This is a genomic window from Symmachiella macrocystis (assembly GCF_007860075.1).
In the GTDB taxonomy this organism is placed as follows: Bacteria; Planctomycetota; Planctomycetia; order Planctomycetales; family Planctomycetaceae; genus Symmachiella; species Symmachiella macrocystis.
In genome coordinates this window covers 267,513-284,705 of record NZ_SJPP01000004.1, presented here as the reverse complement: position 1 = coordinate 284,705, position 17,193 = coordinate 267,513, and the positions used below count along the sequence as shown (strand labels likewise).

The 17,193-nt window shown below is 56.1% G+C and carries 9 protein-coding genes; 6 read left to right on the top strand and 3 right to left on the bottom strand.

Annotated elements, in window-relative coordinates; all coding sequences use genetic code 11:
• Positions 1-30 precede the first annotated feature (30 nt).
• The 5 genes from CA54_RS28340 (at position 31) to CA54_RS28320 (ending at position 9,431) form a co-directional block, all read left to right on the top strand.
• On the top strand, positions 31-2,223 hold the full coding sequence (locus tag CA54_RS28340; protein ID WP_197532926.1) for a DUF1549 domain-containing protein: 2,193 nt from the start codon (positions 31-33) through the stop codon (positions 2,221-2,223).
• A 24-nt stretch (positions 2,224-2,247) separates the two neighbouring features.
• Positions 2,248-3,576 (top strand): DUF1501 domain-containing protein, encoded by a 1,329-nt coding sequence (locus CA54_RS28335; RefSeq protein ID WP_146374388.1) that lies wholly within the window; start codon positions 2,248-2,250, stop codon positions 3,574-3,576.
• Positions 3,577-3,884: 308 nt separating this feature from the next.
• On the top strand, positions 3,885-7,064 hold the full coding sequence (locus CA54_RS28330; RefSeq protein WP_146374387.1) for a PSD1 and planctomycete cytochrome C domain-containing protein: 3,180 nt from the start codon (positions 3,885-3,887) through the stop codon (positions 7,062-7,064).
• A 20-nt stretch (positions 7,065-7,084) separates the two neighbouring features.
• On the top strand, positions 7,085-8,530 hold the full coding sequence (locus CA54_RS28325; protein WP_146374386.1) for a DUF1501 domain-containing protein: 1,446 nt from the start codon (positions 7,085-7,087) through the stop codon (positions 8,528-8,530).
• Positions 8,531-8,786: 256 nt separating this feature from the next.
• Positions 8,787-9,431 carry a hypothetical protein gene (locus CA54_RS28320; protein ID WP_146374385.1) on the top strand — a complete coding sequence of 215 codons (645 nt, stop codon included), beginning with the start codon at positions 8,787-8,789 and terminating at the stop codon, positions 9,429-9,431.
• 19 nt (positions 9,432-9,450) lie between these two features.
• Here CA54_RS28320 and CA54_RS28315 read toward each other — a convergent pair whose 3' ends face one another.
• The 3 genes from CA54_RS28315 to CA54_RS28305 are packed head-to-tail and all read right to left on the bottom strand — an operon-like array spanning position 9,451 to position 14,643.
• Entirely contained in the window at positions 9,451-11,628 is a 2,178-nt protein-coding gene (locus CA54_RS28315) for a hypothetical protein (RefSeq protein ID WP_146374384.1), read from the bottom strand.
• A 56-nt stretch (positions 11,629-11,684) separates the two neighbouring features.
• Positions 11,685-12,614, bottom strand: a complete 930-nt coding sequence (locus tag CA54_RS28310) for an efflux RND transporter periplasmic adaptor subunit (protein ID WP_197532925.1) — start codon at positions 12,612-12,614, stop codon at positions 11,685-11,687.
• 13 nt (positions 12,615-12,627) lie between these two features.
• Positions 12,628-14,643, bottom strand: a complete 2,016-nt coding sequence (locus CA54_RS28305) for an HlyD family efflux transporter periplasmic adaptor subunit (protein ID WP_146374382.1) — start codon at positions 14,641-14,643, stop codon at positions 12,628-12,630.
• Positions 14,644-15,126: 483 nt separating this feature from the next.
• On the opposite strand from CA54_RS28305, the gene CA54_RS28300 reads away from it, so the two are divergent.
• Positions 15,127-17,190, top strand: a complete 2,064-nt coding sequence (locus CA54_RS28300; RefSeq protein WP_197532924.1) for a TolC family protein — start codon at positions 15,127-15,129, stop codon at positions 17,188-17,190.
• The last annotated feature ends 3 nt before the right edge of the window (positions 17,191-17,193 follow it).

Below are 17,193 nucleotides of genomic sequence, written 5' to 3'. Positions count from 1 at the left end.
ATTGTTTTTTCCAACTATCGATGTTTGTCCATGTCGCTGATTGCGGTCGCATGGCTTGCGTCCGCTTTGGATGCCGCTGAAGTGGCAGCGCCCGATTTTCGAAACGACGTGATTCCGTTGCTGACAAAATTGAATTGCAATAGCGGCGGTTGTCATGGGAAGTCGACGGGGCAGGGAGGGTTGAAGATTTCGCTTTTCGGATTTCATCCCGAAAGTGATCATGCAGCCTTAGTCCAAGAGGGGAGAAGTCGTCGCATACTACCGGCGGCACCGGAGCGAAGTCTCTTGTTGCGCAAAGCGACCAGTCAGATTCCGCACGGTGGGGGGCGGCGACTGACGGCGGACTCAGACGAGTACCGCGTCTTGTATCGCTGGATCGCCATGGGCGGTATCGGGCCGCGCGAGAATAGTCCCGTGTTGGAAAAGTTGACGATCTCACCCGACCGCGAAGTGCTAGCACCTGAGACGCAGCAACAATTGACGGTCATAGCGCATTTCTCCGATGGCACTCAGCGCGATGTGACACGCCGGGCGGTTTTTGAGTCCAACGATGCGGAAATTGCTGATGTTGACGCGAATGGACTGATTACGACGCAATCGGGCGGCGGGTTGTTTGCGGTGATGGTTCGCTTCGGCGACAAAATTGCCGCCTTCGAGGGGACGATTCCGTTTGATTATGCGTCGACTAGTGGAGCGGCGCCCACTCGTCCCGAAGGGGAACTGTCGAGGATCGATCAGCAACTATGGCGGCAATGGGAACGTTTAGGCATCGAGCCTTCCCCACCGGCGACCGATGCGGAGTTGATTCGCCGGGCGACAGTTGATATTTGCGGCACGTTGCCGACGGCTGCGGAAGTTCAAGCCTATCTCGCTGACGAACGGCCGGACAAACAGGCGCTGCTGATCGATCGGTTGTTGGATCGCCCGGAGTACGCCGGGTATTTTGCGCAGAAATGGGCCGCGATCTTGAAAAATCGTGGCGGCGGATATGCCACGAGTAAGCAACGGGCGGGGACGGCGCTATTCTCGGCTTGGATTCGTGACTCGATCGCTGCCAACAAGCCGTATGACCGGTTTGTGGCGGAAATTCTCACGGCGACCGGCAGCCAACAGGAGAATCCTCCCACGATTTGGTACCGCTCGATCCGCACGCCGCAGGAATATGTCGAGTCGATCGCTCAAGCGTTTTTGGGGGTCCGCATCCAATGTGCGCAATGCCACCATCATCCCGCCGAGCAGTGGAGCCAAACAGACTATTACGGTTTGGCCGCGGTCTTTGCGCGGATCGGTCGCAAGCAGGGCTTTGCTGACTCGGAAGTTCCGACCAACGAAATTATTTATGTGAAGCGCGAAGGAACGGTGCGGCATCCGCGAACCGATGCTGTGATCGAGCCCCGCGCCTTGGGGGGGCCGGTCTTCGCGAATTCCCGGTTCGACGATCCTCGGCGCGGTTTTACTGCCTGGATGACTTCGGCGAACAACCCGTTTTTTGCTCGCACCATGGCCAATCGCATGTGGGGGCATTTTCTGGGGCGAGGGATTATTCATCCGATCGACGATGCCCGCAGTACCAATCCGCCCAGCAATCCTGAACTCCTCGATGCATTGGCGGCCGGGTTTGTTGAAAGTGGATACGACGTCAAACAATTGATCCGCACGATCACAGCCTCCCAAGCGTACCGGCATAGTTCGACGCCGCTGTCGGGGAATCGCGGGGACAAACAAAACTTTGCGCGGTTTTATCCCAAACGTTTGACTGCGGAAGTCTTACTAGATGGGATGAGTCAGGTGCTCGACGTACCGACGGTTTTTGTGGGAACGCCCGGCAAGTTCCCACTCGGAACACGGGCCATCGATTTACCGGACGAAAACGTGCCGCTGAATTTCTTGGACGTCTTCGGTCGTCCGGGGCGGACTTCGGCGTGTGAATGTGAGCGTTCCGACGAACCGGCGTTGGCACAAGCCTTGGAAATTGTGAATTCAACCGAAATTCAACGAAAGCTAACGGACGAAACAGGTTATGCCGCTCAATTGGCTACGAGCGACGCATCTCATCGCGACAACGTCCAGGAGATCTTTCTCCGCTCCTTTGCCCGTCCACCGCGCGCTGAAGAGTTAGTTGCCGCGGTGGATTTTCTAGAGACCTCGGAGGATCGTGCGGAAGCGTATCGAACGCTGTTGTGGTCGCTGTTGGCAACGGGCGAGTTTATGTTCAATCATTAACGTCTCAAATATGAGATCGACGCTATGCTGAAAGTCTCTGGTTCATCCTATCGATGTTGCGACGGAATTCCCCGTCGTACATTTCTGCAAATCGGCGCGCCCCTGTTGGGATTGGGGCTGTCGGATCTGTTTCGTGCGCAAGCGTGCGCGGCTGATCAGGGAGAAAAGTCCAATGCAAAGTCATTGATCGTCTTCTGGACCCATGGCGGAATGAGTCAGCAGGATACGTATGACATGAAACCCGATGCGCCGGCGGAGTATCGGGGGATGTACGAACCAATCGCGACCTCAGCCGAGGGGATTTCAGTCTGCGAACGATTCCCGCATCATGCCAAGGTGATGGACCGACTCTCTTTAATCCGGTCGGTGCATCATGAGAACGGAATTCATGCTCCCTCAGCGCATTGGATGCAAACCGGTTATTTTGGGCCGACGCTTGCGCGAAATGCGGCACAGCATCCCTCGTTCGGTTCAGTGATCGCCCGTACCTGCCCCGCGCGGACGCCGCAACTGCCGACCTATGTCACGGTGCCGAAATCGGAGGCGTTTGGCTATCAGGGCGCTGTCTATCTCGGCAAAGCATATAATCCGTTCGAGGTTGGTGCCAATCCCAATGCGAAGGACTTTAAGGTTCCGAATCTCGCCTTGCCGGATGGCTTGGAATTGAAAAGTATTGAATCGCGAAAAAAACTGTTATCAACATTCGATACATTGCGGCGCGACATTGATGGGTCGGGGGTGCTAGAGGGACTCGATACATTCAAGGCGCAGGCACTGGATATGGTTTCCGGAGACCGCGTCCGGCAAGCGTTTGATCTGGCTGCCGAATCGCCGGAGTTGCGGGAACGTTATGGCCGGCATCAGTACGGCCAAAGCGCGTTGCTCGCACGGCGATTGGTCGAGGCAGGCAGCTGCTGCGTGACGATCAATACCGGCTATTGGGATCATCACGACAATATCGAACCGGGCCTCGAAGAACATCTCCCCCCCTTGGATCGGGCACTCGGCACATTGGTTGAGGACCTTGACGAGCGCGGGATGCTGGACGATGTGCTGATTTATTGTGCCGGGGAATTCGGGCGAACGCCGCTGATGAACGGGCATGCGGGCCGCGACCATTGGTCCAACTGCTTTACCGTTTTATTGGGCGGCGGCGGTCTGAAGGGGGGACAGGTCGTTGGCGCGAGTGAAAAACATGGAGGTGGCGTGCGGGAGCGGCAGGTGATTCCGCTGGACGTGCTGGCCACGATTTACAAAACCATGGGCATCCCGCTCGGCACCCATTTCGAAGACGCCGCAGGTCGCCCGGTGAGTATTGTTGGCACGGGCAAGCCGATTCATGAATTGCTGTGACGGGCGAACGGTTGGGGTGTCGGGGCTTGATTCGCTCTACGTTTGCCCAAAGAATTCCTAGGCGAATCGCCCCATTTTTGTAAGTCTTGGGAGAATTCGTCCACCGGGGCCATAGCGCAAAGGGTGATAAATGCCGCCGGGACTTCGTACAATAAGTGAACGGTTCTCTGGGAACGCGCTCTCATGGGAATCCCGATAAAAAACTACGATTCTGGTGACGAAAATCGTACGGAATGTTACTGGGGAATGCAGTGTGTCATGGTATGGGTTGGCGGAAGAAAATGTTTGTCAAAGAAAACGAAAGTGGTATGAAACGATTCAGCATGTGGGCCATTTTGGCGATGGCCTGGGTGGCAATAACACCGGCCGTCCAAGCGGCCGACGGACCGGTCGATTATAACCGCGACATTCTACCGGTATTTGCGGCCAAATGTTACGCCTGCCATGGTCCGGATGAGGAGCATCGTGAGGCTGACTTGCGATTCGATGACCGCAAGGCGACGTTGGAGTTGGGAGCGATTGCTCCAGGCAAGCCGGATGAAAGCGAATTGATCGCGCGAATTGAATCAAACGATCCTGAGCTGCGCATGCCGCCGCCGCAGTCCAATGACACATTGACCGACGAACAGAAAAAGTTGTTTCGCCGCTGGGTCAGTCAGGGGGCTGAATACGACGAACACTGGGCGTTTGTCCCCCCGAAACGGCCGCCGGTTCCGCCGGTTCAGGATGCGAGGTGGCCACGCAATCCGATCGACAATTTTGTAATGGCTCGTCTTGAAGCTGAAGGCTTGAGTCCGACTCGCAAAGCGGATCGTTATGCGCTGATTCGCCGGGTCTATTTGGACTTGATTGGATTGCCGCCGACACCGGAGGAAGCGGATGCGTTTGCGACCAACGAAGATCCGGCGGCCTACGAAAAACTGGTGGATCAGTTGCTGGAATCTCCGCATTATGGCGAGCGGTGGGCGCGGGATTGGCTGGACTTGGCGCGGTACGCCGATACGAATGGATATGAAAAGGATCGCGTTCGCTCGATTTGGCCGTATCGCGATTGGGTGATTCGCGCGCTCAATGCCGACATGCCGTTTGATCAATTCACCATTGAACAACTCGCCGGCGACATGCTGCCCGGGGCGACAAAAGATCAGATCGTCGCGACGGGGTTTCACCGCAATACGATGCTTAACGAAGAGGGGGGCATCGATCCGTTGGAGTATCGTTTTTATGCAATGGTGGATCGCGTCGCAACAACCGGGACGGTGTGGTTGGGACTAACCACAGGCTGCGCCCAATGCCACACACACAAGTATGACCCGATCACGCACACCGACTACTACCGTTTTATGGCTTTGTTGGACAATGCGGATGAGCCGGATTTGATTCTGAAAACGCCGGATGTTCAACAACGCCGCGAGGAATTGGAATCGCAAATTACGGCTCTGGAAGCGGATTTGCCAAACCAGTTTCCCACCGTCGGTGAGGAGAAACCTGACGAGGACGCTGAAGCTGAAGCAGAAGCGAAACCTGAATCAGATTCTGAACCGGAACCCGACGCAGAACCCGACGAGAAACCCGACGCAGAACCTGTCGAGAAAACTGTCGAAAAACCCAAAGCGAAACCCAACGTGGAGCAATCTCGGCAGCGATTTAAGGTCAAGATTGAGGAATGGTTGCAGAAGGCACAATCAGAAGCGGTCAACTGGACGGTATTGCGACCTGTTCAATTCAAGTCGAACCTCCCCAAGTTGGAACGGCTTGATGATCATTCGATTTATTCGAGTGGCGACATTACCAAACGGGATGTGTTTCACCTCACTTTTCAAATCGACGAGGCGGCGCTACCCGTTACGGCGATTCGCTTGGAAGTGCTTCCCGATGATCGACTGCCCGCCGGAGGTCCGGGACGGGCTTACTACGAAGGCCGCAAGGGGGACTTTTTCCTCAGCGAATTGTCCGCCAAGTTCGGCGGTGCGGCGCTTGAATTCGTTGCTGCGTCGCAGAGTTATGGAAAGCTTGCCTTCGCCAGTAATGTCGATAGCGTGAATGCCAACGCTGAGAATGTTTATGACGGCGACGGGGCGACCGGATGGTCAACCTCACAGCGGGAAGGGGAGCCGCATCAACTTGTGTTGAATCTGGCCCAACCGATCACGCAGACGGGGGAACTGCAAGTTGAGATGTTGTTCGAGCGGCATTACGCCGCTAGCCTGGGGCGGTTTCGACTTTCGACCGGTGCAGCGGAGACGCATATAACAGCCAAGAAAATGACGGTCGCCTTGGAAAAACTTTTGACCGCAGGGGTGGATCAATGGTCGGACGAAGATTTCGCGAGAATCAAACGGCACTATTCGCTCAGAGCACCCGAGTTGGCGGAAGCCCGCAAACCGATTGATGAATTGCGCGAAAAATTACCGGACTATCCTACGACGCTGGTGATGCAGGAACGTCCGCTCGACAATCCTCGTGAAACCCACCGGCACCATCGTGGTGAATTCCTCAGCCCCAAAGAACCGGTCACGCCGGGGATCCCTGAATTTCTCATTAGCACAGCCGACGGAAAAGATGCGCCGTCCGACCGGTTGTCACTCGCCCGTTGGTTGGTCAGCCGCGATAATCCGTTGATCGGACGGGTGACGGTCAATCGCGCCTGGCAGGCATTTTTCGAAACGGGACTGGTACCAACCAGTAGCGACTTCGGCACCCAAGGGGATCCCCCGACGCATCCCGAATTGCTGGACTGGTTGGCGACGGAATTCGTTGAACAGGGTTGGTCGCTGAAAAAGCTGCACCGGCTGATCGTGACGAGCGCGACGTATCGTCAGCGGAGCAAGTTTACCCCCGAATTACTAGAGCGCGACCCGCACAATGCATTGTTAGCCCGCGGGCCGCGGCAGCGCGTGAATGCGGAGACCGTTCGCGACATCATGCTCCGCGTCAGCGGTTTATTGTCCCCAAAACTCTACGGCCGTAGCGTCTATCCACCGCAACCGGACAGCGTGAGCGCATTGGCATACGGAGGCGCGCGTTGGCCGGTTTCGACTGGTGAAGACCGTTACCGTCGCGCACTGTACACGTTTAGTAAACGGACGGCGCCGTTTGCAGCTTTCACAGTCTTTGATGCGCCGACTGGAGAGACCTGCATCGCCCGTCGCAATCGCAGCAACACACCGCTACAAGCGCTGACGTTGTTGAATGATGAAATGTATCTCGAAATGTCTCGGGCACTCGCGAAACGGATCATGGATCGGGCATCTTCCTCAAAGGTGAGGGCGGGTCTGTTGTTGCGACGGTTATTGACGCGCCCCGTCGAAGTCGACGAGATCGATGCAGTCGTCAAATATCAACGGGCGCAACTAGCGCGGTTAGAAAACGGCGAATTGAATGCCGTTGAAATCGTGGGGAACGAAGAGGCGAACCCTCAGCAAGCAGCCTGGGCGATGGCGGCCCGCGCGCTGATGAACCTGGATGAAGTGATTACAAAACCATAATGCAACCAACGAACGACATCATGAATCCAATACAACTGCAACAACAGACGCGGCGACATTTCTTTCGCGATTGCGGAGTCGGCGTGGGAAAAATCGCTTTGGCGTCGCTCTTGGCCGAGGGATTAATCCCCTCCTCAGCGACGGCGGCGGAAACGCCGAGTCCGTTTGCGCCGCGCGCAACGCATTTCCCAGCCACGGCCAAGCGGGTGATCTTCTTGTTTATGGCAGGCGCTCCGAGCCAGTTGGACCTGTTCGACTACAAGCCAAAATTGGCGGAACTGGAAGGCAAGCCGATCCCGCCGTCGGTGATCCAAGGGCAACGGTACGCCTTCATCCAGCCCGACGCAGCGGTACTGGGGCCGCGGTTTTCATTTTCCAAGCATGGAAAATGCGGGGCTGAGATTGCCGACGTGATGCCGCACCTAGCCCAGGTGGTGGATGAACTCGCCATTGTCCGTTCGGTGCATACGGATTTGTTTAATCATTCACCCGCGCAGTTGTTTGTGAATACCGGCAGCGGTGTTCCGGGACGTCCAGGGATGGGGTCATGGCTGAGTTATGGATTGGGCAGCGAGGCGAATGATCTACCGTCGTTCGTCGTGCTCAAAAGTGGAGGTAGTCTCAGTGGCGGAGCGGCGATGTGGAGCAGTGGATTTTTGCCGTCGGTGCATCAAGGGGTCCCGTTCCGCAGCCAAGGGGATCCGATTTTGCATGTCGCCAATCCAGCGGGATACGATGCCCGCGCGCAGCGCGAATCGTTGGATTTGATTCGGTCGTTGAATGAACAGCAATTCAACTCTGTCGGCGATCCCGAAATCGAAACCCGCATCAACGCCTATGAAATGGCTTACCGCATGCAGTCCCGTGCTCCGGAAATGATGGAGTTTTCTCAAGAGGGTCAGGAGACGTTGGATCTATACGGCGCGCAACCGGGAGAACCCAAGGCGGTCTTTGCCAATAACTGCCTGCTCGCGCGGCGGCTGGTGGAGCGGGGCGTGCGGTTTGTGCAGATCTATCACGCTGGTTGGGATCATCACAGCAATGTTGAAGGGGGCGTCCGTGGCCAGTGCGCCAAAACCGACCAAGCCTGTGCGGCATTGATCGTGGATTTGAAACGTCGCGGGATGCTGGATGATACGCTCGTGGTTTGGGGTGGAGAGTTCGGGCGGACGCCAATGGTCGAAGCCAGCGCAGCGCTGGGCCGCAGCATGGGCCGCGACCATCATCCACAGGCCTTTACGATGTGGTTTGCCGGCGGGGGCATCAAACCGGGGATCGCCTACGGACGCACCGATGAGCTGGGGTTTCATGCCCAGGAGAATCCGGTGCATGTGCACGATGTTCAAGCCACGATCCTGCGCTGTTTGGGGCTGGATCACTCGCGCCTGACGTTTCGCTCGCAAGGCCTCAATTTCCGCCTGACCGGTGTCGAAGAGCATGAGCCGGTTCACGCGTTGCTTTCCTAAGGCATGACAGGGGTTCCAATTCTGGATTGCATATCGCGTTCCGGATGGCACAGTCGAGCATCCGTGTTGCTTATCTCAACGGGTGAGACAACTGCGACTGTCTCACAAGAAAGCTACAGGGATTTTGCGGGTTTGCGCGATTGTTCCCAGTTTCACTGGAGGATCGGTGGCAACGGACGTTGAACGGTTGTAGCTCGGCAGCGAGGCACGTCGAAAAAGAATCATGTCATTCCACCAGACACGGAGGTCGCCAGGTATGTCGTGCGCCAAGCTTTTTGAGATGCGGTGGTTCCCTGCCGTTTTCGGCCTATTGGCCGTAGCAATTGGGATCGGAACACAGACGCGGTGCGCGTGCGCTGATGACCTGAGCCGTCCCGCGGTGGAAAGCAATCCCGCAGAGGACGGTGTTGGATTTGTGTCGCAACTCCCTGAGGATGTGCTGTCGCCAACGCCCGTTCAGGAAGATGTGGGATTTGTGCCGATCACCGCATTGAGCGTGAACATTCTCCCCAAAACGCGCGATGAACAAGGGCGAGCGTTGATGATGGCACCGGATCGCGCGAGTGAATACTTCGCCGCGAATGGGGATTACCTAGTGCCCATTGAACAGGTGCGGTTGTGGGGCCTGATGAATTACCAATGGGAGGCACCGGCGTTTTGTTACAACCCGCTGTACTTCGAGGAAGTCAATGCGGAACGCTACGGCAATACCTTCGGATGTTGGCAACCGTGGGTCTCGGCCGGGCATTTTTACGCCTCCATCGGTCTATTGCCGTTGAAGATGCTGATCGAACCGCCCCACGACTGCGAATATTATTTGGGCCATTATCGTCCCGGTCGTTGCGTCCCGTTCGAGTGGCATTGCCGATCCGCTGGCAAGGCTTACGAATGTTGTCGCTGAATCGCCGGTGGGATTTAACTTAGAATTCCATGCGAAATGTGCGGGCCACGTAATCGGCTAGGCGGAGGCCAAGTGAACGTGGGGCGACGCGCACGCGGGCTGCGCCCGAACTGCCGGAAATGATCCGTTGCGGCTGGTCCTCAAATTCGACGCGGGCCAAATAAACCGTCTCCATTGGCCGCGCTCCGTTGTCGGTTTGATCGCGCACCGGAATCTCCACCTGTTTGGCCAACATGGGAGGCAGCACGTCGGTGTCTGCTTCGGCCACTTCAACGATCTTGCCAGTCAGCAAATGGTTCTGTAGCGCGCCGAAATACAACTTCACGCTTTGGCCGGGCTGCACCAACGGAATATCGTTGCGATCGATGAGCAACATCGCTTCGCCCTGATCGGGGTCGCCGATGAGACAGAGTTGAATTCCCGATTCGAGAAAACATCCCAGGTTCTTGGCGTCGTGCAGACTCCCCGACCAGGCCAACAATTCGCCTTCTGAGGGACGTGTTTGGTCGTTGGGCACGGCGATGACCGTGCCGTTGCGTGGGGCGTTGATGGAAAGCGATTGCAGATCGGTAAGCCGCTGCTGCAATTGGTCCTGCAAATCCTTGATCCGTTCGATGACAGCAGGGATTTTCAATTCGACATCCGGTTCTTGGATGCGACGTTTGCGCAAATTGTCGAGATGGCGTTGCTCCTGATTCAGCAACCCTTGCGATTCGGCGACATCACGCCGCAGTTGGGGGCTTTCCAATTCCGCCAACACATCCCCTTGCCGTACGAAAGTTCCTTCGGCGATCATTGACTTCAATTCCCCCGGCACTGTGACATACACCCGTCGTGCGCCTTCGGATTCGAGAACCGCCGGCGCCGAAACCGTCCTGGGCAGCGGCACAAAAATAATCAAGCCTAAAATTGCAGCGACAACGCTCGAACGGAATAGGAACCGAAACCAGTGCACATGTCCGCCGCTTGCTAGCCCGCCGAAGAATCGCATCGAACGCCATAAGGGAAGCAAGAATGCGGCTGCAATCGTTAATCCGCCTAGGATTTGAGGGAAGACCTGCAGTTGGTATGGCTCGAGCAATTTGTAATAGAACCACAAAATCGCGGTGAGGATGAACAGCTTATAAACCAGGGAGGCGATGGCGTAGGCGGCCAGCCAGCCGATATGCGACCTCTGTCCGAACTCAGCCCGGGGCAACTTCACGCCAAGAAAAAAATTCGCCAGCACTGCACGGAGCGCCTCTATTGCGCGCTGCTGCAAATTGGGGACGTTCACGAGATCGGACAAAATATAGTAACCGTCGTAACGCAATAGCGGATTTCCGTTGAATAGCAACGTGGCCACCGAGCAGACCACAATTTGATTCAGACACAAGGAGTTGAACAGACCCGGGTGGCTAAACCACCAGCCGAATACACACAGGCCGGCTAATACTGCTTCGACGAACATGCCCGCGGCGCTAATGAGAATCCGTTCGCGGCGATGACGCAGCATCCAGGAATCGGTGACGTTGCAATACAGGCAAGGGGTGAAGACTAACAGCATGAATCCCATTTCATGGCACTGTGCTCCAAAATGGCGGCAGGTCAAAGCATGGGCCAATTCATGAAGGACTTTCGCACCGGCGACCGCCGCCATGAGGTAGACGAAATTTGTCACGGTGAAAAACGCGTGGAAATCAGGCAGACGCACGAGGAGCGTACGAGCCTGGACTGCCAATAACAGCGCCGCCGCTACGATCACCACGAGGCAAGCGGCGACAAACGTGCGGGAAAACATCCACCGGCAACGCGGCGACAACCAGTCCAACAATCGCGTCGGGTCGAATCCGGGGAAGCGGATGGCTAAGAGGTTGGTCATGGCGGCCCGCGTACTATTTGCTCGGGCCCGCCGCCGACGAACCAGCATCCGCTGTCCTTCGCCTTCGGCATCGGTGATGATCAAGCTGTTCTCGTGCAGATGTGCCATGAAGGTCTGCAGCCGCATTGCTGTCAGATTCTCAGCTGGATATTCCCGCATGAACTGCTGCCGGATATCTTCCGAGGAGTGCGTGCCATCCAGCCGTTGCAGGACAAAAAATTCCTCGCGGCGAAAATGAAAGTAACGCATTGCGATGGGATCTTTGACCACCCACCGTGTGGCGGAGTCGGTGCCCACCTGTTGAATGATCAAGTCATCGCGGAGGCGCAATGACATTGCTCGAGGTGTAGCCGACCGAAGCGGTTGAACGGGGGTGAGGGAAATCATGACGTTTATTCCCCCGGTGGCTCGTTGTCTTTGTGGGGCTTGGATGTCACGGTCATTGTGGCAGTCAAACCGGGACGCAACGTGAGCGTGGGGTTTTCAATTTCGGCCCAAACGCGGACTTGTCCGTTGAAGCGGTTCACTTCGGGGCTGACGAATACCAGTTTGCCGGAGTAGGTTTGCGATTTTTCACCTGGTTGGTCAATCGTCAAGGTGACCGGTTGGCCGGATTGGCGGCGTTGCATGAGACGCGCATCGGCGAATCCTTCGGCGCGGAGCAGATCGACACGGAGGATGCGCAGCACGGTTTCTCCCGGTTCAACCCACTCACCGGGGCTTTTGCTGACTTGAACGACAATGCCGGAGATCGGGGCGTTGATCGTACGTCGATGCACGGCTTCATCGGCGAGGCGCAATTCTTGTTCTTTCACCCGCGTATCCAATTCCGCTTCCCGCTGCTCGCGCCGCGCTTGCTCGACCTCTAATGTCGATTTCTCTGTGGAAAGCCGTAGGCGGTCCATTTCGGTCTGGGAAATCGCCTTGCTGAATTTGTCGACCGATTCCTGAGCCCTTTTTAATTCCGCACGCGTCACGGCTTCGGCCTTTTCAGAAAAACGTATCCGCACATCGTTTGTGGAGCGCTGCTTGGCCAAATCGAGTTCAGCGTTCACGCGGTCCCGCTCGAGTTGGGAAACCTTATCATCCAACCCTCCCAGAACTTGGCCGGCGCGCACCAGATCCCCTTCACGAATGTTGAGCGTAGCCAGCAGCCCCGCTTCTCGAGCCGGTACGTCGGCTTTTTCCAGCACGGTGACCAGCACCGAATCGATCACAATGGTCTGCGGTTCTTCCGCCGGTGCGGACTGTGCCGTCAACAACACACCGGCCATCAGGATTATAAAACTTCGCATCGTATTTCGCAGATCCATGATTCTCATGTCACTTGGCACCTTAAAACAACAACCATCGCTGCACAGCGGCATATAAATCGTGTAGGCAAACAAACGCGAGTGAACGTTCTCCACCCGCGATTTTTGCGCGGACACGGGCACCGGGACGTAGCGGGATCGCTTGATCATCGTCGATGACGATTGCAACCGCCATGCCGGCCGCGTCCCATTCGTCAAAGCTGGTTGAGAGGCTTGTGGTTTCGAGTCTTCCGGAATAAGTGACGCTGGTGTCTGACTCGAGAAGAAAGCTTACCGGCAATTCTGTTCCGAGTTCTTCCTGTGCGGCGATGAGATAGCCAACGTCTTCTTCAGACACGTGCAATTCGACGCGCCATGGGCCGTTGAGATTGGCAACAGTCAAAAGTGCTTGGCCCTGACGGACCGGTCGTGCTTGCAGCAATTCTTCGGCGTCCCAGGTCAGCACGCGTCCGTCGAGCGGACTGCGTATTTCTAATCTCCTTTTTTGTGCCAACAGGATCTCATACTGTTTGTTGAGGCTGTCGATTTTCTCCTGCAGTTCTTGTTCTTCGGCCGTTAGCTCTTCATACCGCTGGTTGGATTGCGTCAGCGATCGGTCAATGCCCAAATAGGCGGCGCGGACCGATGTCAGTCGTGTGCGTGTGGTCTGCAATTCTCCGCCGACTTGTTTGAGATCGAAATCGAGTTGTGAATTTGTCATGGTGACCAACAAATCGCCAACAGCGCAATCATCTCCGTGTTGGACGTGCAGTTTATCGACTTCGCCATCGGATACCGCAAAAATCCGCTGCTCGTTTCGCGGTTGAAGTTCTCCTAATCCGGAAACGGTGAAAGGCCTGGGGAGCATTCCTAGCAACGTCAAGCCGGTTATCAAGACCGCGGCAAAAACGAGTCTTTTGAACAAACGCCGCGATGTCGCCAGGCTTGTTTTACGTCGTCGCAGCAACCAACCGGAGAATGGCAATGCGCGCATCATCAGTGCCCGCGCCAAAGCCGACTCGCAGACGTGGGCCACGCGGAGTGATCGTTTGCGGGCGACGTCGTCAAAGTCTTGTGCCCGTTTCCATTCGACAACAAGTGCTGCAAACGCAGGACCCGTATCGGTCTCGGTCGATTCGCGAGCTTGAAACATCGGAATCACGGCGAGCTGCCGCATGTGCGCTTCGTTGAGGTAGTCCTCAAGCGGTCGTTCAATTTGCGGAGGCAGCGGGTCGCCGTTTTCGATGGACCACACCGGTTCTCTGGTCGCGACGGCCGCTTCAGCGAGCGACTCCAGCCGCTGTACCGAAAGTGAACGGGTTTCAATCTGATCCACACCCGAGACGCTCAGAAGGCGACAACGACCGCTGCGACGTTGAAGTACGCTCACACGGTCGCACTCCAGTAATCGCCGACTGCCGTTGGTGATGGCGTAAGCAGTTTCATCGACGGAGAGGCCTTGGTGGACGTCGATCGAGAGGCGGTAGAGTTCTTGCCAACGCTCTTCGTTATCACGGAGAGTTCGCAATTCGGCGTGTCGATGATAGTCAGCGGCTATCTCGCTGACGGTTGAGAGAAATCGCAGATGTCCTTGTTGTGCGGCAGGTGAGATTGCACGTCGCAGGACTAGTTCGACAATCCATTTCGAATCTTCATCCACAGGAATCGGACACAGCAACAGGAGATAATCGGGGGAATGCGCGGCATCACCTGAATCGGGTGCTGTTGTCGAGTAGGGGAAACTTTGGGGTTCGCCCGTGCGGCAAGTCTCGGCTAGACGACCCGCATGGGCTTCTTCCGATTGGAAGTCATTGAACAGCGTCGGAGGGAAATTGAGTTCGCGGACCGTCTTAAAAAAGCCGGAGTCGGCATCTTGATACCACACGGCTCCGCCCATTGCAGCGGTCGCTTGGACACAGTTTTCCAGCAGGGTGTCGTAAAACACCTCGGTGGTGACACCGCCTTCCCCAGTACGGGCGATCGTGGCGATCAACTCGTGGATTTCGCGCAGCGCCATCGCTGCGGAATCCGGTGGATCACTGAGTGGGGAAGGAGGCATTGAAGACTCAAAATATAGAACTGGGGCGGCCAATGACTCGCCGTTTTATACGGGCAGTGATTCATTCTAAACCTCTGCGGAACAGCTGTCTGCGCAGCTTGATGGCGGATCTGTTCGATGGGAGAGGCTGTCTGCACACGCCTCTCATATGGAAGAATGGGGTAATTGAATGGGAAATATAGAATTTCCGGTTTGTATCAATAGTACCGGTCATGCCGATCGCGTGAATTGCCGATACTTTGTAAAGGTACGTCCACATCAATGTCTAGGGTCCGCACGCCGAGGATCGGCCAACGCCTTTTTTAGGTGGTGGCAGTCGAATGAGTGCGGTGCCGCTGGGGCAAAGTTGTCGATCTCAATTTCCACAAAGTCGAGATAACCTCCGTGTATTACACCCGTTCATCTGCATTACGAGCGGTCTGGTCAGCGGCCATGGTTCTCATGGCTGTTGCGTACACGGGTTGTAGTAGTACGAATTCCTACGTGCCATTCTCGCCTGATTTGAGTGATTATCAAATCGCCTCGACTGAAATCGAAGAACCGCTCGTCGATCAGGGGCAGGATTTAGATGCGTCCATCACGCCGGCACCCTTGACCGTTGAAGATGTTGACATCGCCGAGTTTACTGATCTGACGTTGGAACAAACCGTCAAGACGGCGCTCTCGAATTCTCGCGTACTGCGGGATCTGGGCGGACGGGTGTTGGATGCTCCGCAAGTCGTTGCCACGACCTTCGATCCGGCCATCACCGAGACTGACCCACGATTTGGCGTGGAGGGGGCGTTGAGCGCCTTTGATCCCAATTTTTATGCCAATGGCTTTCATCAGAAGAACGACCGAGCCGTCAATAACGCGGTCACTGCTTTTGGCACACAAATGCTGCAACAAGACGCCGCATTCATGCAATATGGTTTGGACAAACGGTCGGTAACCGGGGCTGAGTTGGGCATTCGGCAGATCACCGGCTACGACGCAAACAACGCTCCCGGCAACCGATTTCCCAGCGCATGGGATACGCGGATTGAAGCCAATGTTCGGCAACCGTTGTTGTTGGGAGCCGGCGTGGAATTCAACCGCATTGCCGGACCACAATTTCCTCCCGGCACCGGCAGCACGGCAACGTTGCCGCGACTCCCCTACGGATCGCGATTTAACGGTGTGATGCTGGCACGTATTGATGAAGACGTCAGTCTGGCGGACTTTGAAGAAAGTGTGATCAAATTCATTAGCAACGTGGAAAACGCTTATTGGGATCTCTACTTTTCCTATCGCAACTTGCATTCACGTATCGCTGCCCGTGACGCCGCTTTAGAAACGTGGCGGCGCGTCAAGGCGCTCAATATTGCCGGACGCGTGGGAGGCGAAGAAGAAAACGAAGCACAGGCCCAGGAACAATACTATCGATTTCAAGAAGCGGTGCAGGACGCGCTCTCCGGCAGGTTGGTCGAAGGGACGCGGGACAACAACGGCAGCCGGGGTGGTACGTTTCGGGGACTGGAAGGTATTCAAGTCGCCGAGCGACGGATGCGGCTGTTGATGGGGCTGCCACTCACGGATGGGACACTGCTGCGTCCGATTGACGAACCCCCTGTGGCGGAAGTGATTTTTGATTGGGATACGATCAAATCCGAAGCCTTGGCACGCCGCGTCGAGTTGCGGCGGCAACGTTGGCAAGTCAAACGCCGGACGTTGGAGTTAGAAGCCACAAGCAAATTTCTGTTGCCGCGTTTAGATGCATTGGGGACCTACCGGTTCCGCGGATTCGGGAAAGACCTCATGGGACAACATGCCGGCGTCAACGGCCAGTTTAATAATGCCTGGGGCAATCTGGGGAGCGGCGACTACCAAGAATGGGAACTGGGAATGGAATTCGCGGTCCCGTTGGGCCACCGACGTGCGAATGCCGCCGTGAAAAACGCAGAATTAGCCTTGGCCCGTGACCGAGCTATTTTGCGTGAGCAAGAACGGGAAGTGGTCCACGATTTGAGTAATAGTGTGGGCGAGGTGAAGCGGTCACAGGCCTCGGTGAAAACGACATTCAATCGGCGACTGGCGGCCAAACGGGAATTTGAAGTGTTGCAGGACAAATTCGAGAAGGAAAACATCACTGATCTTGATCGTGTGCTCGACGCCCAGCGACGGTTTGCTGAAGCAGATAGCGCCCACTACAAAGCCCGCGTCGAATACGCGCTGGGACTGAAAAATCTGTTCTATGCCGAAGGGACTTTGCTGGAGCACAATCAGATCTATCTGTCAGAAGGCCCCTGGCCGCAAGCCGCTTATTGCGATGCGGAAGAACGATTGCAATCTCGGATTCATAATCTCGAGAATTTGCAAAAGACCTATTCCGATCCGGTGGTCAGCCGCGGCCCTTACGGGCAGGTGAGCCGATTCGCGGAGGTCTTGCCGGAAGACTGCGAACCGGAATTCTCGGAACCAGTCGCCGTGCCTCCTAGCCCCGATGATAGCGACGGAGCGGAAGTCTGGTTTGATGAAGAGTTCGAAGGGGCGAGCGAGGACGCGGTTGGTTTATTCGACGTGAATTAATCG